General features: G+C 67.8%; 23 protein-coding genes. 12 read left to right on the forward strand and 11 right to left on the reverse strand.

Annotation, left to right across the window (positions count from 1 at the left end; genetic code table 11):
- The first annotated feature begins 263 nt into the window (after positions 1–263).
- The 4 genes from M673_RS17130 (at position 264) to M673_RS17145 (ending at position 4244) form a co-directional block, all read left to right on the forward strand.
- On the forward strand, positions 264–1295 hold the full coding sequence (locus M673_RS17130) for an ABC transporter substrate-binding protein (protein WP_374755553.1): 1032 nt from the start codon (positions 264–266) through the stop codon (positions 1293–1295).
- Entirely contained in the window at positions 1292–2332 is a 1041-nt protein-coding gene (locus M673_RS17135; RefSeq protein ID WP_082639786.1) for a FecCD family ABC transporter permease, read from the forward strand. Before M673_RS17130 ends, M673_RS17135 begins: the two co-directional genes overlap by 4 nt.
- The gene (locus tag M673_RS17140) at positions 2329–3090 is read left to right on the forward strand and encodes an ABC transporter ATP-binding protein (protein ID WP_061977933.1); all 762 of its coding nucleotides are present in this window, start codon (positions 2329–2331) and stop codon (positions 3088–3090) included. Before M673_RS17135 ends, M673_RS17140 begins: the two co-directional genes overlap by 4 nt.
- A 128-nt stretch (positions 3091–3218) precedes the next feature.
- Positions 3219–4244, forward strand: coding sequence for a hydroxyacid dehydrogenase (locus M673_RS17145; RefSeq protein WP_061977934.1), 1026 nt, complete (start codon positions 3219–3221; stop codon positions 4242–4244).
- 4 nt (positions 4245–4248) lie between these two features.
- Here the strand turns inward: M673_RS17145 and M673_RS17150 are convergent, their stop codons facing one another.
- Positions 4249–5316, reverse strand: coding sequence for a LacI family DNA-binding transcriptional regulator (locus M673_RS17150; RefSeq protein ID WP_061977935.1), 1068 nt, complete (start codon positions 5314–5316; stop codon positions 4249–4251).
- 272 nt (positions 5317–5588) lie between these two features.
- On the opposite strand from M673_RS17150, the gene M673_RS17155 reads away from it, so the two are divergent.
- The 4 genes from M673_RS17155 (at position 5589) to M673_RS17170 (ending at position 10242) form a co-directional block, all read left to right on the forward strand.
- The gene (locus tag M673_RS17155; RefSeq protein ID WP_082639788.1) at positions 5589–6419 is read left to right on the forward strand and encodes an ABC transporter substrate-binding protein; all 831 of its coding nucleotides are present in this window, start codon (positions 5589–5591) and stop codon (positions 6417–6419) included.
- 104 nt (positions 6420–6523) lie between these two features.
- Entirely contained in the window at positions 6524–8038 is a 1515-nt protein-coding gene (locus tag M673_RS25115) for an amino acid ABC transporter permease/ATP-binding protein (protein ID WP_061977936.1), read from the forward strand.
- 23 nt (positions 8039–8061) lie between these two features.
- Complete coding sequence (locus tag M673_RS17165; protein ID WP_061977937.1) at positions 8062–9069, forward strand: Gfo/Idh/MocA family protein; 1008 nt, start codon at positions 8062–8064, stop codon at positions 9067–9069.
- A 51-nt stretch (positions 9070–9120) separates the two neighbouring features.
- Complete coding sequence (locus tag M673_RS17170; RefSeq protein WP_061977938.1) at positions 9121–10242, forward strand: NAD(P)/FAD-dependent oxidoreductase; 1122 nt, start codon at positions 9121–9123, stop codon at positions 10240–10242.
- A gap of 48 nt (positions 10243–10290) precedes the next feature.
- On the opposite strand, the gene M673_RS17175 is transcribed toward M673_RS17170, so the two are convergent.
- On the reverse strand, positions 10291–11784 hold the full coding sequence (locus M673_RS17175) for a sensor histidine kinase (protein WP_187301344.1): 1494 nt from the start codon (positions 11782–11784) through the stop codon (positions 10291–10293).
- A 324-nt stretch (positions 11785–12108) separates the two neighbouring features.
- Here M673_RS17175 and M673_RS17180 point away from each other — a divergent pair, with 324 nt between their 5' ends.
- A complete protein-coding gene (locus M673_RS17180) occupies positions 12109–12975 on the forward strand; it encodes an NAD(P)-dependent oxidoreductase (protein ID WP_061977940.1) in 867 nt (288 codons plus the stop codon).
- A gap of 55 nt (positions 12976–13030) precedes the next feature.
- Here the strand turns inward: M673_RS17180 and M673_RS17185 are convergent, their stop codons facing one another.
- Both M673_RS17185 and M673_RS17190 read right to left on the reverse strand, forming a co-directional pair.
- Positions 13031–14149: a metallophosphoesterase gene (locus tag M673_RS17185; protein ID WP_187301345.1), complete on the reverse strand. Its 1119-nt coding sequence runs from the start codon at positions 14147–14149 to the stop codon at positions 13031–13033.
- Positions 14150–14279: 130 nt separating this feature from the next.
- Positions 14280–14762: a hypothetical protein gene (locus tag M673_RS17190; protein ID WP_062215158.1), complete on the reverse strand. Its 483-nt coding sequence runs from the start codon at positions 14760–14762 to the stop codon at positions 14280–14282.
- Between the two features lie 254 nt (positions 14763–15016).
- Here M673_RS17190 and M673_RS17195 point away from each other — a divergent pair, with 254 nt between their 5' ends.
- A complete protein-coding gene (locus tag M673_RS17195; RefSeq protein ID WP_061977943.1) occupies positions 15017–16462 on the forward strand; it encodes an MFS transporter in 1446 nt (481 codons plus the stop codon).
- Between the two features lie 155 nt (positions 16463–16617).
- A complete protein-coding gene (locus tag M673_RS17200; protein ID WP_274534680.1) occupies positions 16618–17916 on the forward strand; it encodes an arsenic transporter in 1299 nt (432 codons plus the stop codon).
- 86 nt (positions 17917–18002) lie between these two features.
- Here the strand turns inward: M673_RS17200 and M673_RS17205 are convergent, their stop codons facing one another.
- The 7 genes from M673_RS17205 to M673_RS17235 form a co-directional block, all read right to left on the reverse strand.
- A complete protein-coding gene (locus M673_RS17205; protein WP_061977945.1) occupies positions 18003–19055 on the reverse strand; it encodes a helix-turn-helix domain-containing protein in 1053 nt (350 codons plus the stop codon).
- A gap of 158 nt (positions 19056–19213) precedes the next feature.
- Positions 19214–20254 (reverse strand): helix-turn-helix domain-containing protein, encoded by a 1041-nt coding sequence (locus tag M673_RS17210; RefSeq protein ID WP_187301346.1) that lies wholly within the window; start codon positions 20252–20254, stop codon positions 19214–19216.
- 242 nt (positions 20255–20496) lie between these two features.
- Positions 20497–20748, reverse strand: a complete 252-nt coding sequence (locus M673_RS17215; protein ID WP_061977947.1) for a hypothetical protein — start codon at positions 20746–20748, stop codon at positions 20497–20499.
- Positions 20748–20945, reverse strand: a complete 198-nt coding sequence (locus M673_RS17220) for a hypothetical protein (RefSeq protein WP_061977948.1) — start codon at positions 20943–20945, stop codon at positions 20748–20750. The genes M673_RS17215 and M673_RS17220 overlap by 1 nt, the downstream gene beginning before the upstream one ends.
- A 624-nt stretch (positions 20946–21569) precedes the next feature.
- On the reverse strand, positions 21570–21824 hold the full coding sequence (gene rpsU, locus M673_RS17225) for a 30S ribosomal protein S21 (RefSeq protein WP_061977949.1): 255 nt from the start codon (positions 21822–21824) through the stop codon (positions 21570–21572).
- 4 nt (positions 21825–21828) lie between these two features.
- Positions 21829–22110 carry a hypothetical protein gene (locus M673_RS17230; protein WP_061977950.1) on the reverse strand — a complete coding sequence of 94 codons (282 nt, stop codon included), beginning with the start codon at positions 22108–22110 and terminating at the stop codon, positions 21829–21831.
- 100 nt (positions 22111–22210) lie between these two features.
- Positions 22211–22420, reverse strand: coding sequence for a cold-shock protein (locus M673_RS17235; protein WP_061977951.1), 210 nt, complete (start codon positions 22418–22420; stop codon positions 22211–22213).
- 711 nt (positions 22421–23131) lie between these two features.
- Here M673_RS17235 and M673_RS17240 point away from each other — a divergent pair.
- Positions 23132–24562 (forward strand): protoporphyrinogen/coproporphyrinogen oxidase, encoded by a 1431-nt coding sequence (locus M673_RS17240; protein ID WP_244493129.1) that lies wholly within the window; start codon positions 23132–23134, stop codon positions 24560–24562.
- Positions 24563–24733 lie beyond the last annotated feature (171 nt).

Consider the following 24733-nt stretch of genomic DNA (forward strand, 5'->3'; position numbering starts at 1 on the left):
GCCCGAAGACGCTCCGGTTCGGGCGACGGCGGCGAGCGACCGCCGTCGCCTCGAAGCCCCCCACGCGCGCGCCCGACGACCTCGGCGTGTGGAGTTTTATAGTCTTTCCAAAGTAAGCCTCCCCTCCGGCGGGGGCGGACGCTTTGTTTCGCTTAGCAAAGCGAAGGGCTGAAGCGCCGATCGCTCCAGCAAAGGTGAGTATTTCCGGCTTGTTTTTGCGCGGGCGTGGGGATAGACGGCAGCCACAAGCTTTCTCGTCGGGGATCTGTTTCGTGCGTCTGTCCGCTCTTTCCACCGCTGCTGTGGCTCTTTCGCTTGGCTTCGGCCTTCTTCCCGCGCGGGCCGAGCCGACGCAGTACCCGCTGACGATCCAGAATTGCGGCGTCGAGGTGCGCTTCGACAAGGCCCCGGCGCGTACCGTCGCGCTCGGCCAGAACAGCGCCGAGATCATGCTGCTGCTCGGCCTGCAGGACCGCGTCGCCGGCACCGCCTTCTGGCCCAGCAAGGTCCTTCCCGAGCTGGCCGAGGCCAACGAGAAGGTGAAGCGGCTGACGGTCGAGATCCCGACCTTCGAGGCCGTGCTCGCCCAGGAGCCCGACTTCGTCGCCGCCCAGCTGCCCCTCCTGCTCGGCCCCGAGAGCAAGGTCGCCAGCCGCGAGGACTTCGCCAAGCTCGGCATCAACAGCTACCTGTCGCCGGGCGTGTGCAACACGCGCAAGGACACGGGCGACATCTACGGCAGCCGCGCCACGCTCTGGAACATGGATCTTCTCTACCAGGAGATCGACGAGATTTCCCGCATCTTCGACGTGCAGGACAAGGGGCAGGCGCTGATCGGCGAGTTCAAGCAGCGCGAGGCGGCGCTGCGCGAGCGGGCCAAGGCACGCGGAGAGAAGCAGTCCTTCCTCTTCTGGTTCTCCAGCCCGTCGCCGTCGGCCGACGCCTATCTCGCCGGCAAGAACGGCGCGACCGGCTTCATCGCCGACCTGCTCGGCGGTCGCAACGCGGTGGACAACGAGGCGGAATGGCCGACGCTCGGCTGGGAGGGCATCATCGCCACCAACCCGAACGTCATCGTCGTCGCCGATCTCGACCGCAACCGCTGGGAGCTCGACAAGCCCGCGGCCAAGATCGAGTTCCTGAAGACCGACCCCGCCGTCAGCCAGCTCGACGCCGTCAAGAACGGGCGCATCGTGGTCATGGACGGGCAGGCGATGAATCCCACGATCCGCACCATTCGCGGCGCGGAGCAGATCGAGAAGCAGTTGGAAGAACTCGAGGCGAAGACGAAGTGACGTCTCGCATCGCAAGCTGGAAGGGGCAGGCCGGACTCGGCCTGCTTTTTGCGCTGTGCCTGGTGCTGACGCTCGTCGCCGTCGCGCTCAGCGTGCGCACGGGCGATCTGCCGATCTCGCCCGAGACGACCTTCTACGCCGTCACCAATCGCCTGGGCTGGACCAGCGTCGCGCTGAACCGAATCCATGAAAGCGTGGTGATGGATTACCGGCTCAGCCGGGCGCTCGCCGCCGCCTGCTGCGGCGCGGGGCTGGCGCTGTGCGGCGCGGTGCTCCAGTCCCTCCTGCGCAACGCCTTGGCCGAGCCCTATGTGCTGGGCATCTCGGCCGGCGCCTCCACCGGCGCGGTGGCGGTGGTCGTGTTGGGTCTCGGCGCCGGCGCGGTGACGCTGTCCATGGGCGCCTTTGCCGGCGCCTTCGTCGCCTTCGCCTTCGTGGCGCTCCTGTCCAACGGCACGCGCGGCGGCTCGGATCGCACGATCCTGGCGGGCGTTGCCGCCTCGCAGCTCTTCAACGCGCTCACCTCCTATATCGTCACCACGGCAGCCGACGCGCAGCAGGCGCGCGACATCATGTTCTGGCTGCTCGGCAGCTTCGGCGGCGTGCGCTGGCCGGACGTGCAACTCGTTGCCGTCGTGGTCGCGATCGGCTTTCTCCTGTGCATCGTGCATGCGCGGGTTCTCGACGCCTTCACCTTCGGCGACGACGCGGCCGCCTCGCTCGGCATTCCGGTCGGGCGCACGCGGGTTCTCCTCTTCGCCGCGACCGCCCTGATGGCGGCCACCATCGTCAGCATGGTCGGGTCGATCGGCTTCGTCGGCCTCGTCGTGCCCCATGCCGCGCGCTTCGTAGTCGGGCCGCTTCATGCCCGCATGCTGCCGGCCTGTCTCGTCGCCGGGGCGATCTTCATGGTGCTGGCCGACATCGTCTCGCGCGTGGCGATCCACCAGCAGGTTCTGCCGATCGGCGTCGTCACGGCGCTGGTGGGCGTGCCCTTCTTCTCCCTCATCCTCTACCGGGCGCGGCGCTTCGCATGACCATCAGGGCCGAGAATCTCGTCTGGAAGGCCGGCAAGACGGTGATCGTCGACGACGTGTCGCTGGAGGCCGAGCCTGGGCGGATGCTCGGCCTGCTCGGGCCGAACGGCTCGGGCAAGACCTCGCTCCTGCGCATTCTCGCCGGCCTGCGCCGCGCCCATAGCGGGCGGGTGACGCTGGACGGAACCGAAATCGGCGCCCTGGCGCGCAAGGCGCTGGCGCGGCGCATCGCTTATGTCGAGCAGTCCGCCACCACGACGGCCGACCTCAAGGTGGTGGACGTGGTCAAGCTCGGCCGCATTCCGCATCGCTCCGCCCTGTCCCCCTGGACGGCGGCGGACGAGGCGGCGGTGGAGACGGCACTTGCCTCGGCCGGCATGAGCGCCAAGCGCGAGGCTTCCTGGGCGCATCTGTCGGGCGGAGAGCGCCAGCGCGTGCAGATCGCCCGCGCCCTGGCCCAAGCGCCGCGCGAGATCCTTCTGGACGAGCCGACCAACCATCTCGACGTCGAGCACCAGATCGCGCTGCTGCGCCTCGTTTCGGAGCTGAAGCTCACCAGCATCGTCGCGCTGCACGACCTCAACCACGCAGCCCTGTTCTGCGACCGGCTCGTGGTGATGAAGGGCGGCCGCGTCGTGGCGGCCGGTCCGCCCGAAGAGGTGCTGACCGAGGATCTCCTGCGCGAGGTCTTCAACGTGCGCGCCCATGTCGAGCCCTCGCGCCATCACGGGCGCCCGCACATTCAGTATCTCGTCTGAACGGCAAGGCCGGTATTTCCCCGCCCGACCCGAGCCCAAGCCTTGCGTGAGAACAGCCGCGCGCCGTGGCATGATGCCAGCCGGGAGACGGCCTGAGGCCGAATCGCTTCGCAGGGAGAACTGAACTTATGAGCCGAACCGTCGTCCTCGTGGACCCGCTGCCGCGCACGCTCGATCTCATCATGACGCCGGACATGCGCCGCCGCCTGGAAGCGCTGGGCGAGGTCGTGGTGTCGGAAGACGGCACGATGCCGGACGATCAGGTCGAGGCGCTTTTGCCCGACACTGTTCTAATCTTCGGTCAGACGGCGATGCCGCGCGAGCGGCTGGACCGCGCGCCGCGCCTCAAGGCGATCGTCAATGTCGAAACCAACTTTCTGCCCAATATCGACTATCAGGCCTGCACCGAGCGCGGCATTCCCGTCCTGACGCCGGCTTCCGCCTTTGCCGCGCCGGTGGCGGAAGCCGCGCTCGGCATGGCTCTGGATCTGGCGCGCGGCATCACCGCCGCCGACCGCGCCTTTCGTGCCGGCGAGGAAGTCTATGGTCTGGCCGGCAACGAGGCGACGTTCCGCTTTGCCGGGGCCAGCGTCGGGATCATCGGCCTCGGCGATCTCGGCCGAAACCTGCGCGAGCTGATCCGCCCCTTCCGCAACGAGGTGCGCGTCTTCGACCCCTGGCTGCCGGCGGCCGCGATCGAACGCTTGGACTGCCGCCCGTCCGACCTGGACGAATTGCTGCGCACGTCCCAGGTCGTCTTCGTCTTTGCCAGCGTCACGGCGGAGAACGAGCATTTCATCGGCGCGCGCGAATTCGCACTGATGCCACGCGGCGCGGCGTTCCTGCTCATGAGCCGAGCGGCGGTGGTGGATTTTCCCGCCATGCTGGACGCCGTGCGCTCAGGCCATATCCGCGCCGCCACCGATGTCTTCCCGGTCGAGCCGGTGCCGACAGATGATCCCTTGCGTCAGATTCCGGGCCTTCTCCTTTCGGCTCATCGCACCGGCGGCACGCGCGACGCCTTTTTCGAGATCGGCGCCATGGCCGTGGCCGATGCCGAACTGATCATGCGGGGCCTGCCGCCGCAGCTTTGCCGGCGCGCCGACCCGGCCACCGCCGCGCGCCTGCGCTCCAAGCCGGTGGACCTGTCCTGACGGTCTAATCGGCCGGCGCGGCCACGGATTCGCGCTCGATCAGCTCGGAGGGAAGCACCAGTCGCTCCGCCTCAGCGCGCCCCGCGATGCGCTCGGCCAGCATGCGCATCGCCTGCGAGCCCAGCGCGTGCGAGGGCTGGGCGAGCACGGTGACGGTGGGCGAGGCCGCGCTCATCCAGCCCGCGTCGTCGAAGGTGACGAGCGAGAGATCGCCCGGAATGCGAAGGCCCAGCGCCTTGGCCGTGCGCAGCACCTCGATCGCGATCACGCTGTCGGAGGCAAGGATCGCGCTCGGCGGCTGGGGCTCCCGGAGAAGCTCCGACAGCACCTCGCGCGCCGCCGCGCGCGACGAGGCGCCGAAGCGCAGGAAGCGCGCGGGGTCTGGCAGAGCCGCCGCCTCGGCCTCGGCCAGGAATCCCTCGATGCGCTGGCGCACGGTCGTCAGGCCGATCGTCTCAACGCCCGCAAAGCGCGGCCCCGGCAGGTGGCTCGCCGTGACATAGGCGATGCGGCGATGCCCCTTGGCGACGAGAAGGCGCATGGCGCGCCGGGCGGCGTCGCGATGGTCGGCGATGGCGGCGTCGAGATCGAGCCCGTCCGCCTCCCGGTCCACCAGCACCAGGGGCAGGCCGAGCGACAGCGCGTCGGTGAGATGCGCCTTGTCGCGCGAGGAGGCGGGCGCCACGATCAGCCCGTCCACCCGCTTGTTCACCAGCATGGAAACGGCGTCCTGTTCCTCGGCCACGTCCTCGCCCGAGTTGGACAGGAGGACGCCGAAGCCCCGCGCCTTGGCCTCGTCGGAAATGCCGCGCACCACCGAGCCGAAGAACGGGTTCTCGATATCGCCGACCACGACGCCGATCGTGCCCGAGCGCCCCGTCGCCATGGTGCGCGCCAGCTCGTTCGGCCGGTAGTCCAGCCGCTCGGCGGCGGCCAGGATCGCCGCGCGGCGCTCAAAGCTCACGGTTCCGTAGCCGCCCAGCACGCGGGCGGCGGTGGCCTTCGAAACCCCGGCCGCGCGAGCGACGTCGGCAACGGTGGCGGACTTTCGAGGCGGACGGGGGAGGGTCATTCCTGAGGCGTACAAACCATGGGCAATCTCGTCAATGGCATAAAAATTTCACAAAGAGACGGGTTTCCTCTTGCGAAGAGACCGGTCTCACGCTCTAATTTCCTCAATCTGGCCCGATGGGTCCGAGGCACAGCCGACCGACAGGTCCCGCCACCGCCGGAGCGCGGACGGGCAGATCGGGTTCTTGAAATTTCACCGTTGCCAGTTCGAGGGCGGCTTCCCCAGCCCTCGCCGATCCCGCGCGCCTTCGCGCCAGACCAGGAGACGACGTGATGACTCCCTTCAAAGGCGCCTTCAGCCGCCGCACCCTTCTGTCGACCGCCCTTGTCGGTCTCGCCCTGGTGACGGGCGGCCTGTCCCCCGCCTTCGCGCAGGACAATCCGCTCGGCCTCATCGAGCCCGGCACGATCAGCGTCGGCACGATGGGCGACGCCAAGCCCTACACGTTCACCAATTCCAACGGCGAGTTCACCGGCTTCGACATCGAGCTCTTCCTCGACGTCGCCCGTCGCATGGGCTTCGATAAGAGCCATGTCCTGTTCACCGGCCAGGAATTCTCCGCCCTCATGCCCTCGGTCGCCAACGGGCGCTTCGACGTCGCGGTGGCCGCGATCGGCACGACCGAGGCGCGCAAGAAGAATGTCGACTTCTCCGACGGCTATCTCGCCGGCTATCTCAGCGTCGTGACCTCCGAGCCGGCGATCAAGTCGGCCGACGATCTCGCCGGCAAGCGGCTCGGCGTCGTGCAGGGCACGCTGCAGGAAATCTACGCCGAGAAGAACTTCACCAAGGCCGACATCGTGAAGTTCCCCGACAACAACTCGGCGATCTCCGGCCTCAACAGCGGCTCGATCGACGCGCATTTCCTCGATTACGAGGCGGCCAAGCAGTATACCGAGCAGTTCAAGGGCCTCACCATCGCGGCCAACATTCCCTCCTTCGACGCCCCGGCCGGTTTCGTTGTCGCCAAGGGCAAGGACGCCTTCCGCACGGCGCTGAACAAGAGCCTGCACGAGGCCATGCAGGACGGCACCTGGAAGACGCTTTACGAGAAGTGGTTCCCCGGCTCGCCCATGCCCGCGGAATATCTCCCCAAGCCCTGACGCCTCCCCCGGCCGGGCGCCTCGCGGCGGCTCGGCCGGACCCATTCCACGGCCGGCATCGCGCGGGACCTTAAGCCTCGCGCCCCTGAAGGATCGGACCCCGCATGTCCTGGTACGAAATCCTCAAGCGCAGCTTCTTCGACTGGGAGGCCATGGCGGCCGTCCTGCCGAACATGCTGATGGTGGGGTTGAAGAACACGCTGATCCTGGCGGCGGCCTCCACGGTTCTCGGCATCGCGATCGGCATGTTGCTCGCGGTCATGGGCATTTCGCGCTCCGCCTGGCTGCGCGTGCCGGCCCGCGTCTACACCGACATCTTTCGCGGCCTGCCGGCGATCGTCACGATCCTTCTGATCGGACAGGGTTTCGCCCGCATCGGTCGCGAGCTTTTCGGCCCCTCGCCCTATCCGCTCGGCATCCTGGCGCTGAGCCTCATCGCCGGCGCCTATATCGGCGAGATCTTCCGCTCGGGCATCCAGAGCGTCGATCGCGGTCAGCTGGAGGCGACGCGGGCGCTCGGCATGACATACCCTAAGGGCATGCGCCTCATCGTCATCCCGCAAGGGGTGCGGCGCGTCCTGCCGGCGCTGGTCAACCAGTTCATCGGCAATATCAAGGATTCCAGCCTCGTCTACTTCCTTGGCCTCATGGCGTCCGAGCGCGAGCTGTTTCGCGTCGGGCAGGACCAGGCCGTGGTCTCGGGCAATCTATCGCCGCTCATGCTCGCTGGCGTCTTCTATCTCTTGATCACCGTTCCGCTGACCCATCTCGTCAACACCATCGACAAGCGCCTTCGCACCGGCCACCGCCCCGCCGCGCCGACCTCGGGCCTCCAGGAGGTCGAGGAGGAAGAGGCTGCGACCGCCAAGGCGAGCGAGACCCGGCCGCGTCTCAAGGGCGCCAGCCTCGACGTCGTCGATCTCGACATGAGCTACGGCAATTATCAGGTGTTGCGGCAGGTCGCGCTGTCGGCGCCGGCGGGCTCGATCACCTGCGTCATCGGCCCGTCCGGCTCGGGCAAGTCGACGCTGCTACGCTGTCTCAACCGGCTGGCCGAGCCGCAGGGCGGCGACATCCGGCTGGACGGGGCAAGCATCCTGCCGGTCAAGCCCGACGCGCTGCGCCGCCGGGTCGGCATGGTGTTCCAGCACTTCAACCTGTTTCCCGACCACACCGCGCTCGGCAACGTGATGCTCTCGCTGGAGAAGGTGAAGGGCTTGTCGCGATCCGAAGCCCGGCGCATCGCCGAGGCGCGGCTGGCGGAAGTGGGCCTTGCCGCCCGCATGGACCACCGCCCTGCCGACCTCTCCGGCGGCCAGCAGCAGCGCGTCGCCATCGCCCGCGCCCTGGCGCTGGAGCCCGAGCTGATGCTGTTCGACGAGGTGACGAGCGCGCTCGATCCCGAACTCGTCAAGGGCATCCTCAAGCTCATGGCCAATCTCGGCCAAAGCGGCATGACCATGGTCGTGGTCACGCACGAGATGAACTTCGCCCGGCGCGTCGCCACTCAGGTCGTCTTCATGGACGAGGGCCGCGTCGTCGAGCACGGCCCGCCCGAGGCGATCTTCGGCAATCCGCAGAGCCCCCGCCTCAAGCGCTTCCTGTCGGAAGTCCTGTGAGCCTGCCAGCGCAAGGAAAACCTATGTCCTCCAAGGTAAAATGGGGCGTTCTCTCCACCGCGCAGATCGGGCTGAACGCCGTGATCCCCGCCATCCAGGGGAGTGCCCTGTCGGAAGTGGCCGCCATCGCCTCGCGCGCCGAGGCCACGGCCAGGCAAGCCGCCGAGGCCGCCGGCATTCCGAAGGCCTACGGCTCCTACGAGGCGCTGCTCGCCGACCCCGCGATCGAGGCGATCTACAATCCGCTGCCCAATCATCTCCACGTGCCCTGGACGATCCGGGCGCTGGAAGCGGGTAAGCATGTCCTCTGCGAAAAGCCCATCGCGCTCACCGCCGAGGAGGCCGAGACCTTACAGGCCGTCTCGGCGCGCACCGGCCGGCTGGTGGCGGAGGCCTTCATGGTGCGCCATCACCCGCAATGGCGCCTGGCGCGCGAGATCGCGGCGAGCGGGCGGATAGGCGAGGCGCGCGCCCTGCAGACGATCTTCTCCTATTATCTCACCGACCCCGCCAACATCCGCAACCAGGCCGCCATCGGCGGCGGCGGGCTCTACGATGTCGGCTGCTACGCTGTCGCCACGGCCCGATACATTTTCGGGGCCGAGCCCGAGCGGGTCGTCAGCGCCTTCGACACGGACCCCGCTCTCGGCACAGACCGGATGATGTCGGGCCTCGCCGAGTTCCCCGGACACCGCCATCTCGGTTTCACCTGCGCCACGCAGCTCGGCCTTCGCCAGAGCGTCGAGATTCTGGGCACGAAGGGGCGCATCGCGATCGACATTCCCTTCAACGCGCCGGCGGGCCGGCCCGTCACCATCGCGGTGGACGACGGGCGCGATCTGGAAGGCGGCGGGCGCGAGGTGATCGAGATCCCGCCCTGCGACCAGTACGGGCTGCAGGCCGACGCCTTTTCGCGCGCCATCCGTTCGGGCGAGGCGCCGGAATGGGGCCTCGACGACGCGGTTCTCAACATGCGCGTGCTCGACGCCTTCTTCCGCTCCGGCCGCTCCGGCCAGTGGGAAGCGCCCTGACGCCCGGCGCCTTTCCCTCCCTTTCCCGATCCGAGACAGAAAGACAGACCCATGGCAGGTTCCCCCAAACGCCGCGTCGCCGTCATCGGCGGCGGGATCTTCGGCGTCTCCTCCGCGCTGCATCTGGCGCGCCTCGGCGCCGAGGTGACGCTGGTGACCGATGGCCCGATCGCCTCCGGCGCATCCAGCCGCTCGCTCGCCTGGCTGAACTCGGCGCGCTACCGCTCGCGCGCCTATCATGACCTGCGCATGGCCGGGCTCGACCGCTACCACACGCTCGCCCATGCCAACCCGTCCGCCAACTGGCTCCGCTTCGACGGCGCGCTGACCTGGGACGCCGACGAGGCCGAGAACGAGATCGACGCCGTCTTCGCCTACGAGACCAGCATCGGCTATGCCGCGCTGAAGCTCGAGCCCGGTGAGATCGCGGCGGTGACGCCCGGCGTCGACGCCGCCGCCGTCACGAAGCAGGGCGCGATCTTCAACCCGGCGGAGGGCTGGGTGGACCTGCCCTCGCTGATCCGCCTCCTTCTCATTCAGTTCGAAGCGATGGGCGGACGCCTCGTTCCCAATGCGGGTAAGGCGCGGATCATCGTGGAGGGCGGCCGCGCGCGCGGCGCGCTGCTGGGCGACGGCACGCGGGTCGAGAGCGACGCCGTCCTGCTCGCCACCGGCCCCTCTGTGCCACAGTCGCTGGCCGAGAACGGCATCCATTTGCCCGACCAGACGCCGATCGCGCTTCTGGTGAAGACCAAGCCGCATGCCCATCCGCTGCGCGCCGTTCTCAACACGCCGCGCGTCGCCGTGCGCCCGACGCCGGATGGTGGTTTCGTGCTGGACTCGGCCTGGTCGGAGGAGGGGATCGTGACGGCGGAGGACGGCACGCATTCCTTCCCCCCCGGCACCACCGAGCGCCTTCTCGAAGAGGCCTCCGCCGTTCTGGAGGGCCGGCCCCGGCTGGAACTGGAATCCTACGCGATGGGACCCAAGCCCATTCCGGCCGACGGCGATCCCGTCTTCGGCGAACTGGCGGAGATCCCCGGTTATTTCGTCGCCTTCAGCCATAGCGGCGCCACGCTCGGCCTGATCGCCGGCGAGATGCTGGCGCGCGAGATCGCGACCGGCGAGGCGTATCCCATGCTCGCGCCCTTTCGCGCATCCCGCTTCAAGTAAAGCTTTGAAGCTGCTTTCGGCCGCCATGGCGCGGCCGAGGGCACCCTGTCAATCGGCCGGCTGGATTTCGCCGGTCAGGACATAGGTCAGGCCCGTCGGCGCGAAGCTGCGCTCGGCGCGGCCGCCGAAATAGGCGGGAACGACCCGCTCCAGAAGCCGCGAGCCGAAGCCCATCGTCTCCGGCGTCGCCACCAGAGGCCCGTTGAGTTCCCGCCATTCGAAGCGGAACTGGCCGTCCTGGTGCTCCCAGATGATGCGCACCTGCCCCTCGGAGATCGACAGCGCGCCATACTTGGCGGCGTTGGTGGCCAGCTCGTGCAGCGCCAGAGCCAGACCCAGCGCGCGCTCGGAGGACAGCGTGACATGCGGCCCCGCGACGTCCACCCGCTGCTCGTTGTCGACATGGGGCGTCAGCGCCTTGCCGACGACCTCCTCCACGGTGGAGTCGGTGAGATCGGGCCGCACCAGCGTATCCTGCGCCCTCGCAAGCGCCGCAATGCGGCTGGTGATGCTTTCCGAGGCGTGCTCCAAGGACGTCGCGTGCCGGAAACTCTGCGAGACGATCGCCTGCACCATGGCGAGGCCGTTCTTCATACGGTGCGACAGCTCGCGCATGGCGACCTGCTGCATCTGCTCGGCGCGCCGCAGCTCGTCGATGTCGATCACCGCGCCGACATAGCCGAGAAACGTGCCGTCGGCGCCAAAGCGCGGCGTGCCGCTGTTGATGGCCGAGCGGAAGCTGCCGTCGCGCGAGCGCAGCCGGTATTCCATGCTGAATGGCTCTTGGCGCGCATTGGCTGAGAGAAGCACGCGGCGCGCGTCGGCCAGGTCGTCGGGATGCATGGCGTCGAGCCAGCCCGAGCCCTCCGCCTCCTCGCGCGACTGGCCGGTGACGGAGTACCAGGCGCGGTTCAGAAAGATGCAGCGCGCCTCCGGGTCGGTCACCCAGAGAATGGCTGGCGCATCCTCCGTCATGGCGCGAAACTCGGCCTCCGCCGCGCGCGAGGCGGAGAGAGCGCGCTCGCGCTCCACCAGCGCCTTGCGCAGCTCGAGCTGCGTCATCGCCTGCCGGGCGAGAAGATGCAGCGTGCGGATCTGGTGGCCGTCGAGTTCCTTGGGCTCGTAGCCGAGGACGCACATCGTGCCGATCGCAAGGCCCGCCTTGGTCTTCAACAGCGCGCCGGCGTAGAAGCGCAGGCCCGGCTCGCCTTGCACCAAGGGGCTGCACTCGAAGCGCGGGTCCTGCCGCGCGTCGGGCACCATCATGAAGTCCTCGGCCAGGATCGCCTGCCCGCAGAACGAGGTTTCCAGCGGCGTCTCGCGCACGCCCAAGCCCACCTCGGCCTTGAAGAACTGCCGCTTCGTGTCGACCAGATTCACGACGGCGATCGGCGTGCCGCAGACCTCGGCCGCGATGCGCGCCAGATCGTCGAACTCAGGCTCGCGCGGCGTGTCCAGCGCCTCATACGAGTGGAGCGCCGCCGAACGCGCCGCTTCGTCGGAAAGGCTGGAAGGCAGGTCGGGCGCGGCGCTGGCTGACAAGAGAGGACTCAGATTGAGAACACGGTTTGGTTCAGTCATAGGACGTTGCTGTGCGGTTGCGAAGAGCCGGCTGGCGATTTCGTCGCAGGTGATGCGTCAATGTTTTCCGTGTCATGCAGCGGTTCGGCGAAAAAACGAGAGGCTTTGTCACAACCTTGTCGTGTGAGGCCTGTCTGGCGCGAGCGAAAGGCCTGACCGAAAGGGCCGCCCGCCTTCCGCCCCCGTGTCGCGGGCGAAGAGGCGGGGCTTGCCGAAACACCGAACCTGCCGCATCTGCGCCTTCGACGCGCCGCCCCCATTCCGTTCGACCCAAAGGAGCCTTCCATGCCCGATCCCGTCTCGACTGGCCCCATCGCCGTTCTCGGCACCGGCATTATTGGCGCGGCGGTCGCGCGCAATCTTGCCCGCAAGGGCTTTTCGGTGCGCGCCTGGAACCGCTCGGCCGACAAGGCCAAGGCGCTGGAGCCCGATGGCGTGATGCCTTTCGAGGACGTGACGGAAGCCGTGCGCGGCGCGGCGATGGTGCTGACCGTCCTCAAGGATGGGCCTGCCGTTCTGGAGGCGATGGAGGCGGCACGGCCGGCGTTGGGCAAGGGCTCGATCTGGCTGCAGCTCAGCACCGTCGGCATCGAGGCGACGGATCGGCTGGCGGCGTTCGCCGGCGAGGCCGGCCTCGTTTTCTACGACGCGCCGGTGCTCGGCACGCGCCAGCCCGCCGAGCAGGGCAAGCTGGTGATCCTGGGTTCCGGCCCGGTGGAGGGGCGAGAGCACGCGCAGCCTGTGTTCGACGCGATCGGCCAGCGCACGATCTGGGTGGGCGAGGCGGCGGGCGCAAGCAGCCGGCTGAAGCTCGCGCTCAACTCCTATGTCTTCGTCTTGACCCATGGCACGGCCGAGACCCTGCGCATCGCCGAGGCGCTGGGCGTCGATCCGCGTCTGGTCCTCGAAGCGTTGACCGGTGGGCAGCTCGACAGCGGCTATCTCCAGGGCAAGGGCGGCGCCATGCTGTCGGGCGACTGGACCACCAGCTTCTCGCTGGACAACGGCATCAAGGACGCGCGTCTCATCGTGGAGGCACTGGCGGGAACGGGCGTTCGCGCCGACCTTGCGGAGGCTGGTCTCGCCCGCTTCGAGCGCGCGTCCGAGGCCGGGCATGGCGACAAGGACATCGCCGCCTCGTTCCTGGCCTGAAATAGTGACGGGCAGGCCCTGGGGCCTGCCCGGATCGCCTCTCGGCACGTTTTGGCTACCACTTTTGCCCGTTGGCGTTCGGCCCGAGCCGCCCGCCGGGGAGGCCGTGGCTCGGCCAACTGCGTAACGAGTGGACGTCGCGCCCGAGGGCCAGGGAGGGGCCGCGCTTGGGCCGTTCTCGCGCGTTTCGCACCAGCACCTCCACTGTGTCGGTGTCGGTCGAGCCGTCCGCTTCCGTGGCGGTGACGGTCAGGACATGCCGTCCGTCGGCCACCTCGCCGAAGCGCCCGCACCAGACTCCGTCCCCGTCGCGCGACAGCGTCAGGTCCCGCTCGCCGTCGAGACGCGCCGTCACCACGACTTCGTTTGAGGCCCCGAAGATCTCGGCGCGAACGGAGATCGCGGCTTCGGGGACTTGCGTGCGCGAGGTGAAGTCCGTGGCGAGCCGCCAGTCCGAGGGCGACGTAACGAGAACGAAGGGCCAGCCGCTGTCCAGCGTCTTGAAGCGCCAGGACACGACATCGCCGTCCAGCGCCGAGACGGACAGGCCGGGCGGTCCTTCCTCGATCTCGCCGGTGGAGCGTGTCGCGCCGTAGATCACGTGCCCATCGTTGAGAAGATCGTTGTAGTGGGTGTGGCCGGTGCCGACATAGGCGACGCCGCAGCGGGCGAACAGGGCGGCCACCTCCTCGCAGCCCTCCCGCAGATCGCCGGGAAAGGCGTGCATGAAGACGAGCGACCGGGCGCCGGGGCGCGCTTGGCCCAGGATCTGATGGAGCCAGGCCGTCTGCGTTTGACCCAGGCGGAAGTCCGGCCCGCCCGAGCCGGCGCTGACGATGTCGAGAAACAGGCATTGCGTCTCGCCGATCGTCTCGACGCGCGGCAGGCTCTGGGGCGCCAGATGCCGGCGGAAATCCTCGAGATGCCCGGCCTCGAAATCATGATCCCCCGGCAGGACATGAAGCGGCACGCGCAGCCGGCGCGCGACCTCGCCGACGCGCTCGAACTGTTCGGGCGTTGCGTGATTGGCGTTGTCGCCCGGCAGCACGGCGAACTGCACCCGCTCGGCAAAACCCCGATTGGCCTCGCTCACCAGCCGCTCGAAAAGGCGCAGGCTTTCCCAATCGTCGCCCTCGCAGGCATGGAGATCGCCGAACTGCAACCATCGGAGCATGGCCGAGACCTTTTCAAGACGCGCATGGAGAGGGGAAAGCGGGGAAAAGAGCGGGACGGCGAGCATGGGCTCGCCGTCCCTTCGCGAGCAGGGGTGAACGGGAGAGGGAGGATCTCCCGTTCGCCTGTGCTCAGCGCTTGGGAGGAGCGGGCTGGCGATCGGCCGGAGCCGGGGCACCCGGGGCGCCGGGAGTGCCGGGCTGCTGCGCGTCCGCCGGCGGCGGGGGAGGGGCGGGCGGCAGGGTGAGATTGGGGATCTTGTCGATCAGCGGCTTGGCTGCCGCGATGCAGCGCTCCAAGGGCTCGTCGCCGCACTCGATGCGAAGGCCCATGTCGCGGCCCATGCGCAGGTCGATGCCCTTGCCGGCATGCGGCGGCGGCGGAGGGGGCGCGTTCGGATCGCGCGGGCCGGGGCCGGGACCACGGGTGGGCGGCGGAGGCGGCATCTCGCCGGGGGCGCGGGGCGCATCGGCCGGGCCGCCGGGCGGAGGGGGCGGGGCAGCCTCGTTGGTCGGGGCGGCCGGCGCCGGAGCGCCCGCCGGTGCGGGCTGGGCCGAAGCCCAGGAAATCGAGCCGACGGCGATCGCCGTCGCAAGAAGAGCTTGCTTCATCATCCGCATCATCCTTTCACGGGGTTGTGATGTGCGGCCTGATAGCGAACCGCGAAGAGTTTGGTTCCCTCACAAATCGAAAGTCTGAAACTTTGCTTGTTGTAAGGTCGCGTTACTGATATTGTAATTGGTACTTACTTCAATAGACTCTCTTTAAAGCCTGCTGCATGCAACCTGTCGGCCGAGAGCGCATTAAGAGCCCGGTCGCCGTTGATCACGATCCTGTCAACGCAGGGAACGCGGCCGGGGGATTTTGCATGAGCATCGCGTCGGCAACGGCACTCAGTCCGGCCACAGAGCCCAAGTCCCGCTCGCTGAAAGCGTTGGGTGCGGTCAACTTCTTTCTCGCCGACGTGCGCGACGGGCTGGGCCCCTTCCTCGGCATCTTCCTGATCGGGCAAGGCTGGAGCACCGCGACGATCGGCCTCGTCATGACGATCGGCGGCATCGCGGGCATGTTGGCGACCACGCCGCTTGGGGCTCTCGCGGACGCTTCCAAGGCCAAGCGCTTCATGGTCGCCTTCTGCGCGGGCTTGGTGATCGTCGCCTCGCTCGCCATTCTCTTCCTGCCCAACTTCACCTTTGTCACCGCCTCGCAGATCGCCACCGGCATCGCGGGCGCGGCCATCGGCCCCGCCATCGCCGGCCTGACGCTCGGTCTCGTCGGGCAAGCGGGTCTGGCGCACCAGCTCGGCCGCAACGAAGCCTGGAACCATGGCGGCAACGTCTTCGCGGCGGCCGGGGCTGGCTTCTTCGGCTACGAGTTCGGCCTGACGGCGGTGTTCATCCTGATGACGGCCATGGCCGTGGGCTCGATCGCGTCCATCCTCATGATCGATCCCAAGGACATCGACCATGACGTGGCGCGCGGCCTGGACCCCAAGGCCGAGGGCGGCGACAAGGAAGCGCCCTCCGGCTTCAATGTCCTTTGGAAATCCACCCCGCTTCTGATCCTCGCCGCCACGCTGATGCTCTTCCATTTCGGCAACGGTGCGATGCTGCCGCTGCTCGGCCAGCAGGTGGCGAGCCAGGCCGAAAGCGGATCGGCGTCGTCCTCCGCCTCGGCCACCGCCGCCCCCGGCGCCTCCAGCCAGGGCGCGACACCCCCGGACGCTTCGACCCAGACTCAGGCCCGGACCGATGGCGCCACCACGATCGCCCCCGGACAGTCCACCGCCGGACGCCCGGCCACCGCGCCGGTCCAGCAGCATTCCACGCTCCAGACGCTTCTGAGCGACCCGGTTTCCTACACGGCGGCGACGGTCATCATCGCGCAGCTGACCATGATCCCGATCGCGCTTCTGGCGGCCGGCTTCGCTCGAAAGCGCGGCTATTTCCTTCTCCTCATCGCAGCGCTGGTGGCGCTTCCCGTGCGCGGTCTCATCGCCGGCCTCTGGCCCAGCCATTTCGCTCTGATTCCGGTGCAGATGCTGGACGGCATCGGCGCGGGCCTCCTCGGCGTCGCGGTCCCCGGACTTGTCGCGCGCATCCTGAAAGGCACGGGTCATATCAATGCCGGCCTCGGCGCCGTCATGACCGTGCAGGGCATCGGCGCCTCGCTGAGCCCGGCCATCGCCGGCGTGGTGGTCTCGCGCTACGGCTTCTCGGTCGCCTATCTCATGCTGGCGGGCTTCGCAATCCTGGGCCTCCTGCTCTGGCTCATCTCCGCGCCGAAGGTCGCCGCCGCCTGTAAGGGCGACTGATCCGGTACTCTCGATCCTCCTTCGAAAATCTGCTCGGCCGCGCCCGATCTCCCCTGCGCGGCGGGGCGCCATCCGCTCGCGCCTCGCCCTTGCCTGCCCCGCGCGCTTGACAGGGGCCGGGGCTTGGGGCTCACCCCTTCGCCACGCGTCCCGCCCTGCCTTTTCGAACCCCCGAGCACCATTCGATGACCCTTAGCCTGTTGCATATCGTTACCTGGGCCATCAGCGGCTTGACCGTTTTCGGCGTCATCTTCCGGCCCGGCCAATGGCCGGAATGGATCTTCGCCGTCGCGGGCGCGCTGCTACTCGTCGTCACCGGCCTTCTGCCCTGGCGCGAGGGGCTGGCCGGGGTCGAGGCGGGCATCGACGTCTATCTCTTTCTGGCCGGCATGATGCTTCTGGCCGAAACCGCGCGGCGCGAGGGGCTCTTCACCTATCTCGCGGCCTATGCCGCCCGCTCGGCGCGCGGCTCGCCCCGCCGTCTCTTCACCCTCGTCTATCTCATCGGAACGCTGGTCACGGTGTTCCTGTCCAACGACGCGACGGCGGTGGTGCTGACGCCTGCCGTGATCGCGGTCACGCGCGCGGCCAAGGTCGCCTCGCCCATTCCCTATCTCCTGATCTGCGCCTTCGTCGCCAATGCTGCCTCCTTCGTCCTGCCGATCTCGAACCCTGCCAATCTGGTGGTGTTCGGCGCGCATCTGCCGCCGCTCGGCGAATGGCTCGGCCGCTTCGCGCTCCCTTCCGTCCTGGCGATTCTGGCGACGTTCTTCATCCTGCGCTGGAACCAGGGGGACAATCTCAGCGGCACGACCGACAGCAATGTCGAAATCCCGACGCTGTCGCTCGGCGGCCGGATCGCGGCGATCGGCCTTGTGCTTGCCAGCCTCGTTCTTCTCGGCTCCTCCGCTCTCGGCCTGGAGCTCGGCTGGCCGACCTTGATCGCCGGGCTTCTCACGGCGCTGGCAGTCACGTTGGGCGAGCGCTCCAACCCGCTGCCCCTGGTCAAGGAAATCTCCTGGGACACGTTGGCCATGGTGGCCGGCCTCTTCGTCATCGTGCGTGCGCTGGAGGTCAGCGGCCTGCAGGCGACGCTGGTCGGCGCGCTGCAAGGCCCGCTCAATGCGTCGCCCGATAGCGGTGCCTTCCTGTCCGGCGTGGCGCTCGCCTTCGGCACCAATCTCACCAACAATCTGCCGCTGGGCCTGATGACCGGCGCCTTCACCAACGCCGCCGAACTGCCGCAACAGGTCGTCAACGCCATCCTGATCGGCATCGATATCGGCCCGAACCTCTCGGTGACCGGCTCGCTCGCCACGATCCTCTGGCTCAGCGCCCTGCGCCGCGAAGGGCTGTCCTTCGGCGCCTTGAACTTCCTGCGGATCGGCGCGCTGGTCATGCCGCCGGCCCTGGTCCTGGCACTGCTCGCCGTGCTGCTCCAGCCCTGGAGCTGAACCCCCCGTCGCTTCGTGCCTGAGTTTGGAAACAGGTCTGCTGAACTCGATCCCGCGAACCCATGGCGCGGGGTCGGCTCGCTGCTTCAGACGCTCTCCGCCCCGACCAGCGAGCGGTCTTGCGCCGCTTGCTGCGGCGGTTGCGTCGCCACTTGCCAGCGCTCGAACATGGCCTTCGTGTCGCGCGATTGCGTCGTGCCCCGGCCGCGCGCCTCGCGCGGGGAGCAGCCGAAGCGGCGGCGGAAGGCCTTGGAGAAGGTCGCGCTGTTCTCGAAGCCGAGCGTTTCCGCCAGTTCCCGAACGCTGCGGTGCTCCTCGGGGTGGAACAGGAGCGCGCAGGCCGTGTCCAGCCGGCGCAGTTGGATAAAGCTGGAGATGCCACCGAGCGGCGAAAAGGCGCGGTAGAGCGACGAGCGCGCGATGCCGAGATCGCGCGAGATCGCCTCGGGCGTCAGCTCTGGCGAGGCCAGATTGTGCTCGATATATCGTTCGACCCGCAGCCGAAGGGCAGGCTGGGCGGGCTGCGTCTCGGCCTTGGACAGGCGCTGGTCGTCGATCTCGCCCAGCGCGGCGGTGAGGATGGCCAGCGTGCCGCGCGTCAGGCGCGCCGCTTCTTCCTCGTGCAGCGCGGGCAGGCAGCGCATCAGCGCATCCAGATGGGCCGCGAGCACGAAGTTCCCCGCCGAGCGCAGCACCGTTCCGTGCAGGGCCGGGTTGCTCACGAGCGCATGCGGAAGCTTGTCGCGCGGGACGACCAGAAAGCGATGGTTCGAGAACGTGTTGACGACCCGAAAGGGGCGCGCCGTGTCGAAGCAGATCGTGTCGCCCTCCTCGGCTTCGATCGCGCGACCGTCCGCGTCGCCGGTCCACCGCCCCCGGATGCTTTGGATGAACTGGAACTGGCTGTAGCCATCGCCGATCTGCGAGAGCGTGCGCACGACGCGGATAGGCGCAAGGAGACCCGAACCGACGATCAGCGAATCCATCAGCCACGCCGTTTGCTCGACGCGGAAATCGGCCATGGCGGCGCCGTTCAGGTCCGTGCTGAATTGGGGCAGGGAGGCCTGCCAGGCGGCGAACGCGCCTTGCGCGCCGAGTTCATCGCTGCTGAGGCGGAGCGCCTTCAAACCGTTGTTCATTCCCACCCGTTCCTTCGCGGCTGCCTCCGCGCCATTCGGCCATTCGGCCCCTCAGGCGTCCGAGGCAGTTCCGGGCTTCCCCCATCCCGCGGCTGCCCTCGGGATCATACCCCTCTCGCCGAGGTGGTCGCGCTCTTTCCTCCCAACCCGGCCTGCCGTCAAGCGTTGGCGCGCAGCACGGATTGCCAACGCTCGAACAGCACCTGGCTGCTGGCCACGAAGGTCGAACCATTTTGGCGCGCCTCGCGCGGGGTACAGCCGAAGCGGCGCTGGAAGGACCGGGCGAAGCTCGTCGCGTTGCCGAAGCCGAGATGACGGGAGATCTCCTCCACGGACCGACGATCCTCGGGATGGAACAGGATGGCGCGCGCGGCGTCGAGGCGCCGGCTCTGGATATAGGCGGAGATGCCGCCGAAGGCGGAAAAGGCGCGGTAGAGCGTCGATCGCGGAATCTGTAGGTCGCGGCACAGCGTCTGGGGCGTGAGGTCCGGCGAGGTGAGGTTGCGCTCCACATGTCGCTCGACACGCAGGCGCACCGCCGGAATCAGGCTCCCCATATCGCCCTGCGCCTTGTCCGTGAGGTTGCCGACGCAGGCGGCCATCAGGGTCAGCGTGGCGTTGGCCATTCGCTCGGCTTCGCCCTGGTGCATCAGGGGAAGGGCGCGGCTGAGCGCGGCCAGATGATCGGCCAGAAGCCAGCCCGAGGCGGAATGCAGGACGCGGCCGTGAAGCAGGGGCAGGCTGGGCGCGAGCTCGATCAAGACCGCGCGCGGCACGTTGACCATGGCATAGCTCGAGGCCGTCGCCAGCCCATGGAAGGGGCGGGAGCCATCGAGCAGGATGACTTCGCCTTCGTTCAAGGTAAACGGCTTCCCGTCGGCCTCGCCCTGCCAGCGGCCCTTCATGAAGTGAACGAAGATGAAATTGTCGTAGCCATCGCTCAGCCGGTCGGCGTGGCGCTCCAGCCGAGTCGGCGAGGTCTGCCCATGGGTGAACACGACCTTGCGCAGCAGCCAGGCCGACAGGTCCATCCAGAAATCGTCGAGATCGGTGCCGAGCGAAATCTCGTATTGCGGCAGGGCGGCCTTCCAGGTGGCGAGAGCGGCTTGGCGGCCGAGCTTGGAACTCTGGAGGTCGAGGCGCGAGATCGGCTTGTTCATCGTTTGAAGATCGGGAATCGGGTTGCGGCGAGGTCGCATGTTCCTGGCCGCGCAGGACTGGACCCCAGGGAAAGGTCGCGAGCGCGGTCTCGGGCGAGGCAAGTCGATTGTTTCATGTGTGCCAGCATGGAGCAATTCTGAATTGCGCGATCGCGCCCGGCGCCGAGAAGGGAATCGCAAGCCGGTGGTTACGGCTCTCCCGCGCTGTCCCCATCGATTTCGCCGGCAGGCCCGCCTTTGGGCGCCAGCCCAAAGCATGGCCGGCAGCCCGACCTACGAGTTCAAGCCTCGCGCGGAAAATCCGGGCTGTTGTAGAGCGCCTCGATCTCGACGCCCTCGTAGCGCTTGGCGGAGGTATCGATCGCGCATTGATGGCGCGTCTCGCTCTTGTCGGTGACGACGAAGCGCACGGCTTCGGCCAGCGACGGGAAGGAGCGAAAGCGCATGGCGCCCTTGGCGGGGCGGCGCCGGGCGGAGGAGGACCAGAACAGATCGGCCTCGTCCGTGAAGTCGACCGGGCCCGCGCTTCCCATTATCGCGCCTTCTTGCGCACGGGCGCGGCGGGCTGGCTCTCGGCCTGCTCCATGCGGGCCTTGCGCAGGGCGTCGGCCTTGATGCGATTGGCGGCGGCCGTGGCGGCGACGCGCTCGAATGTCGTCAGCGGCGTGTCGGCCTGCACCGCCTTGAACAGACGGTCGGCATTGCTGCGTTGAACGGACAAAGTGCTCATAAGATTTTTCCTAGAGAAGAGAGTGCGCCGGGTGGGAGGGAACTTGAGCCTCAGCCTGAACCAGCGGGCAGCGGTCGACTCTTTGGATCGACGCGCGGCGGAGAGAATGAAATCGGCCCTTGCCCGGCGGCGAACCGACCGTGGGAAAGGGGAGGGGAAGATCGCGACTTGAGCCGGCACGCGGCAGGCGGCGCGACAGGGGTGAACATCCTCTGTGGGACGGACACCAGTTCGGACGGCCTGGAGACGGGATTCTTCGGGCGGAAGGCTGCGGGTCGCTGCCCTGTCGCGGCCAAGTGCCTGCAACAAAAACTTTTGGCTGCCTCGCTCGTGGTACGAGCACGCTGAAGCAGGGTTTGGATACGACGAAAAGAGGGGCCCGATCCCATTGGGCAGGTAGCTCAAGCCGCGCTGTCTGCGAAAGGGCTCGTGCTCTGCCGAGGAGGGCCGACGGCCAGGGGCTCTGGGGCCGCGTCTGGCTTGGGAGGACCGGCTCCAACCGGGCGAATCGAAATCGCCCGGTTTGCGTTCGAAAAGTCCGAGGTCTTTTCCATACCGCGCCGCGCCGAGATCGGCTGCGGGCGCAGGGTTCGGAAAAAACGGACAATGGGCGAGGTCCTGGACTCAGCGTGCGCCGCCGACCTTCGGGGTCAGGACCTTGCGCGGTGCCGAAGGAAGCAGACCCTCGCGCTGGGCGTTCTTGCGGGCGAGCTTCTTCATGCGGCGAATGGCTTCCTTCTTTTCCCGCACGCGGGCTTCTGAAGGCTTCTCATACGCGCGGCGCGCCTTCATTTCCCGAAACACGCCTTCGCGCTGAAGCTTCTTCTTCAGGACGCGGAGGGCTTGGTCGACATTGTTGTCACGAACGAGAACTTGCACGGCGTCATCCTGAATGGGGCTGGGAAGGGGGAAGCGGCGCGCGCGCCGCCCGCTTGATCTTGGGTTTGGGACTGGCCTTGGCTTTCGGGGCGGCTTTCGCCTTAGCCGGCTTTTCCGGCGGCGGCGCGGCCTCGATCGGGCCCTGCGCCAGGCGCAACGCCTTCAAACGCTCGGTCTTGTCCTGACGGCGCCGATTTTCCTCGGCGATCATCGTCATGGCGCTTCCCTTTTCGACCCGGTCCGGGCCGCGGGATCCCTTGACGGGTTCGTTCGTCTGGTCGGTCATGCCGTTACTCCCAGCGAAACAAAAAAGGCCGGGCAGTGCCCGACCTCCTCAATGTCGTCAGATCCGCGCCAGTACATCCGTGGTCGCGGACAGCGACAAATTACGCGTCGCGCAGGTTTTCGGCAGCGCTCTTGCCCGAACGGCGATCAGCGACGATGTCGAAGCTGACCTTCTGGCCGTCCGCGAGGGTCGACATGCCCGAACGCTCGACGGCGGAGATGTGAACGAACACATCGTTGCCGCCGCTTTCCGGGGTGATGAAGCCAAAGCCCTTGGTGGAATTGAAGAACTTAACGGTTCCGATGGTCATGACAGTCCCTTTCAAAGACGTGCCTTGTCGTCGACCGCACCGGATGCGCGGCCGCTCAAGTTTCGATATTGAGAGAGAAAATCGTGAGGCGCTAGAAGCGCATCGGAAAATCAGTCAACAAGTTCGATGGGCTAAACTTAGGCCCATCAGGCGACATTTGCAATGGCGCCGCGATTTTATTTTGACGCCGACATTTGGGCGGCGAGAGACAACTTTGCGAACGCCTTCGACGCTCACGATTTTGCACGCCGGCAATTACGCGGCAAGGCGCGGGCCACCGCCCAGCCGGCTTGGGGAGACTCAAACAGCGAGGCGCGCACGGCCGAACCGATGGGATGCGAACGCCTCGCGCGTTGGATGAAGGTCCAGGCTTGGACCTGCCGTTCGGTCAGACTCCTCCAGCCCATTCGGTTTTGACTGCGCGTCACGCTTAGGAAGTGTTAATACTAACAGCAGGTTTTCTTAGCTTTGTTCTACACTTTCATTTGAACGGGCCGATGCCGTTTGAAATACTGCGCTCAAGACGGCTCGGACCATCCTTCCCTGAACCCGCTCGAAGGCTGACGGCGCGACAGGCGCGCCGCGTCGCCGCGCGCTCAGTGGAGGCTTGCGTCGGGGGCGCCGGGGGCCAGTCGGCTCCCGCCGGGCGCCGGATGCGCCGAGTTCATTTGAAAGTCCCGGCGCCGGTGCGGCTGGGCGAAAGGGAACGCCATGAAGCCGATCGCTGCCATGAAGCCGATCGCTATTGTCGGGGCCGGTCTGGCCGGGCTGACCGCCGCTGCCGAGCTGCAGCGCAAGGGCCTGCCGGTGATCGTGTTTGAGGCCGGCAAAGCGATCGGCGGCATGGCCGCGTCCTTCAAAGACAAGGACGGGTTCGCCTACGATTTCGGCGCCCACTTCATCAGCAACCGGCTGGCCAACGCCCTGGGCGCCGCCGACACCTGCCGCACCGTGAAGCATTACGGCGAGGCCGTGCTCCTGAACGGTCGCTTCCGCAACTATCCGCTCGGCCTCCTGTTCGACCCGCGCCTCGTCGCCAGCGCCGTGAAGACCAAGCTCTCGGCGTCTGAGACGCCCCGCTCGGCCGCCGAGATGTTTCGCGCCAGCTACGGCGCGGCGCTGGCCGAGGACGTCGCTATTCCTTTGGCGGAAGCCTGGTCGGGCGCGGCGGCGAGCGAGCTTGCGCCCGCCGTCGGCCAGAAGTTCGGCGCCGGCATCCTGAAGTCGCTCTATCTCAACGTCGCCGCGCGCGTCAGCGGCCGGGCCGTGTGCAACGGCTATTCGCACGAGATGCCGGAGAGCGCCGGCGTCTACCACGTCTATCCCGAGGGCGGCCTGTCCAAGCTCTTGGAGCCGACCGTGCGCGCCGTGCAGCCGGCCATCCGCATGGAATCGCCGGTGGAGCGCATCGTGGTGCGCGGCGGGCGGGTCGCGGCCGTGCGCGTGCGCGGCGAGGAGATCGCGGTTTCCGCCGCGATCAGCACCGCGCCCGTCCATGTCCTGCCCAAGATCGTCGAGGGCACGGACGCGCTGGATGCGCTTTCCGCCTTCCGCTACCGGCCCATGGCCTTCGTGAACCTGCGCTTTTCCGGCCGCGACATTCTGCCCGACACGATGCTCTGGGTGCCCGATCGCCGGCAGCGCTTCTTCCGCGTCACCGAGGCGCCGGTCTCCATGCCTTGGCTCGCCCCGGAGGGGAAGACGCTGCTCACCTACGATCTCGGTTGCGAGGTCGGCGACGAGATCTGGCGCATGGCGGACGAGGATCTGGCCGAGCTTTGCCTGGAAGGCACCTGCCGCATCTTCGGCAACGACCTGCGCAAGCGCTATCTCGGCGCGGGCGGCACGCTGCGCACCCCGATCGCCTATCCCGTCTTCCTCCAGAGCTACGAGAGCGCCCGCCAGCGCTTCGCGCAGGACACCGGCGTCGCCGGCCTCTACAGCATCGGCCGCCACGGCGAGTTCGCCCATATCCTCATGGAGGACATCTACTGGCGCACGCTGCGGCGCATGAACGATGTCGCCGCCTATGTCGGCGAGCGGCCCGAGCCCTCGCAGGGCGCGCTGCGCGATTTCGCCTCGGCCTCCACCGATCTCCTGAGCGATCTGGTCAGCCCGCTTTCCCCCGCGCCCCACGCCTGAAAGTCCCGCTCTCCGGCTTGAAATCATCGGAATGAAACCCGCCGAGCCGGCATCCGGCTCGGCTTTTTTTCGTGCGTTGGCGGCGCGGCGTTTGCGCGGGGGGCTGGGCATCGAATCCAGAGGCGGTTATGGGCAATCCGTCCCGTTTTCCGTGCCTTGTCGGAGTTGTCT

Source organism: Aureimonas sp. AU20 (assembly GCF_001442755.1).
Taxonomy (GTDB): Bacteria; Pseudomonadota; Alphaproteobacteria; order Rhizobiales; family Rhizobiaceae; genus Aureimonas.

What these genes read in the sequence shown, in the direction of transcription:
- M673_RS17150 (WP_061977935.1), bottom strand. Translation starts at nt 5,316, where the DNA reads ATGACCCTCCCCCGTCCGCCTCGAAAGTCCGCCACCGTTGCCGACGTC.
- M673_RS17195 (WP_061977943.1), top strand. Translation starts at nt 15,017, where the DNA reads ATGAGCATCGCGTCGGCAACGGCACTCAGTCCGGCCACAGAGCCCAAG.
- M673_RS17240 (WP_244493129.1), top strand. Translation starts at nt 23,132, where the DNA reads ATGAAGCCGATCGCTGCCATGAAGCCGATCGCTATTGTCGGGGCCGGT.
- M673_RS17215 (WP_061977947.1), bottom strand. Translation starts at nt 20,748, where the DNA reads ATGGGAAGCGCGGGCCCGGTCGACTTCACGGACGAGGCCGATCTGTTC.
- M673_RS17170 (WP_061977938.1), top strand. Translation starts at nt 9,121, where the DNA reads ATGGCAGGTTCCCCCAAACGCCGCGTCGCCGTCATCGGCGGCGGGATC.
- M673_RS17155 (WP_082639788.1), top strand. Translation starts at nt 5,589, where the DNA reads ATGACTCCCTTCAAAGGCGCCTTCAGCCGCCGCACCCTTCTGTCGACC.
- M673_RS17205 (WP_061977945.1), bottom strand. Translation starts at nt 19,055, where the DNA reads ATGAACAACGGTTTGAAGGCGCTCCGCCTCAGCAGCGATGAACTCGGC.
- M673_RS17220 (WP_061977948.1), bottom strand. Translation starts at nt 20,945, where the DNA reads ATGAGCACTTTGTCCGTTCAACGCAGCAATGCCGACCGTCTGTTCAAG.
- M673_RS17180 (WP_061977940.1), top strand. Translation starts at nt 12,109, where the DNA reads ATGCCCGATCCCGTCTCGACTGGCCCCATCGCCGTTCTCGGCACCGGC.
- M673_RS17235 (WP_061977951.1), bottom strand. Translation starts at nt 22,420, where the DNA reads ATGACCATCGGAACCGTTAAGTTCTTCAATTCCACCAAGGGCTTTGGC.
- M673_RS25115 (WP_061977936.1), top strand. Translation starts at nt 6,524, where the DNA reads ATGTCCTGGTACGAAATCCTCAAGCGCAGCTTCTTCGACTGGGAGGCC.
- M673_RS17165 (WP_061977937.1), top strand. Translation starts at nt 8,062, where the DNA reads ATGTCCTCCAAGGTAAAATGGGGCGTTCTCTCCACCGCGCAGATCGGG.
- M673_RS17145 (WP_061977934.1), top strand. Translation starts at nt 3,219, where the DNA reads ATGAGCCGAACCGTCGTCCTCGTGGACCCGCTGCCGCGCACGCTCGAT.
- M673_RS17190 (WP_062215158.1), bottom strand. Translation starts at nt 14,762, where the DNA reads ATGATGAAGCAAGCTCTTCTTGCGACGGCGATCGCCGTCGGCTCGATT.
- M673_RS17140 (WP_061977933.1), top strand. Translation starts at nt 2,329, where the DNA reads ATGACCATCAGGGCCGAGAATCTCGTCTGGAAGGCCGGCAAGACGGTG.
- M673_RS17210 (WP_187301346.1), bottom strand. Translation starts at nt 20,254, where the DNA reads ATGCGACCTCGCCGCAACCCGATTCCCGATCTTCAAACGATGAACAAG.
- M673_RS17230 (WP_061977950.1), bottom strand. Translation starts at nt 22,110, where the DNA reads ATGACCGACCAGACGAACGAACCCGTCAAGGGATCCCGCGGCCCGGAC.
- M673_RS17185 (WP_187301345.1), bottom strand. Translation starts at nt 14,149, where the DNA reads ATGCTCCGATGGTTGCAGTTCGGCGATCTCCATGCCTGCGAGGGCGAC.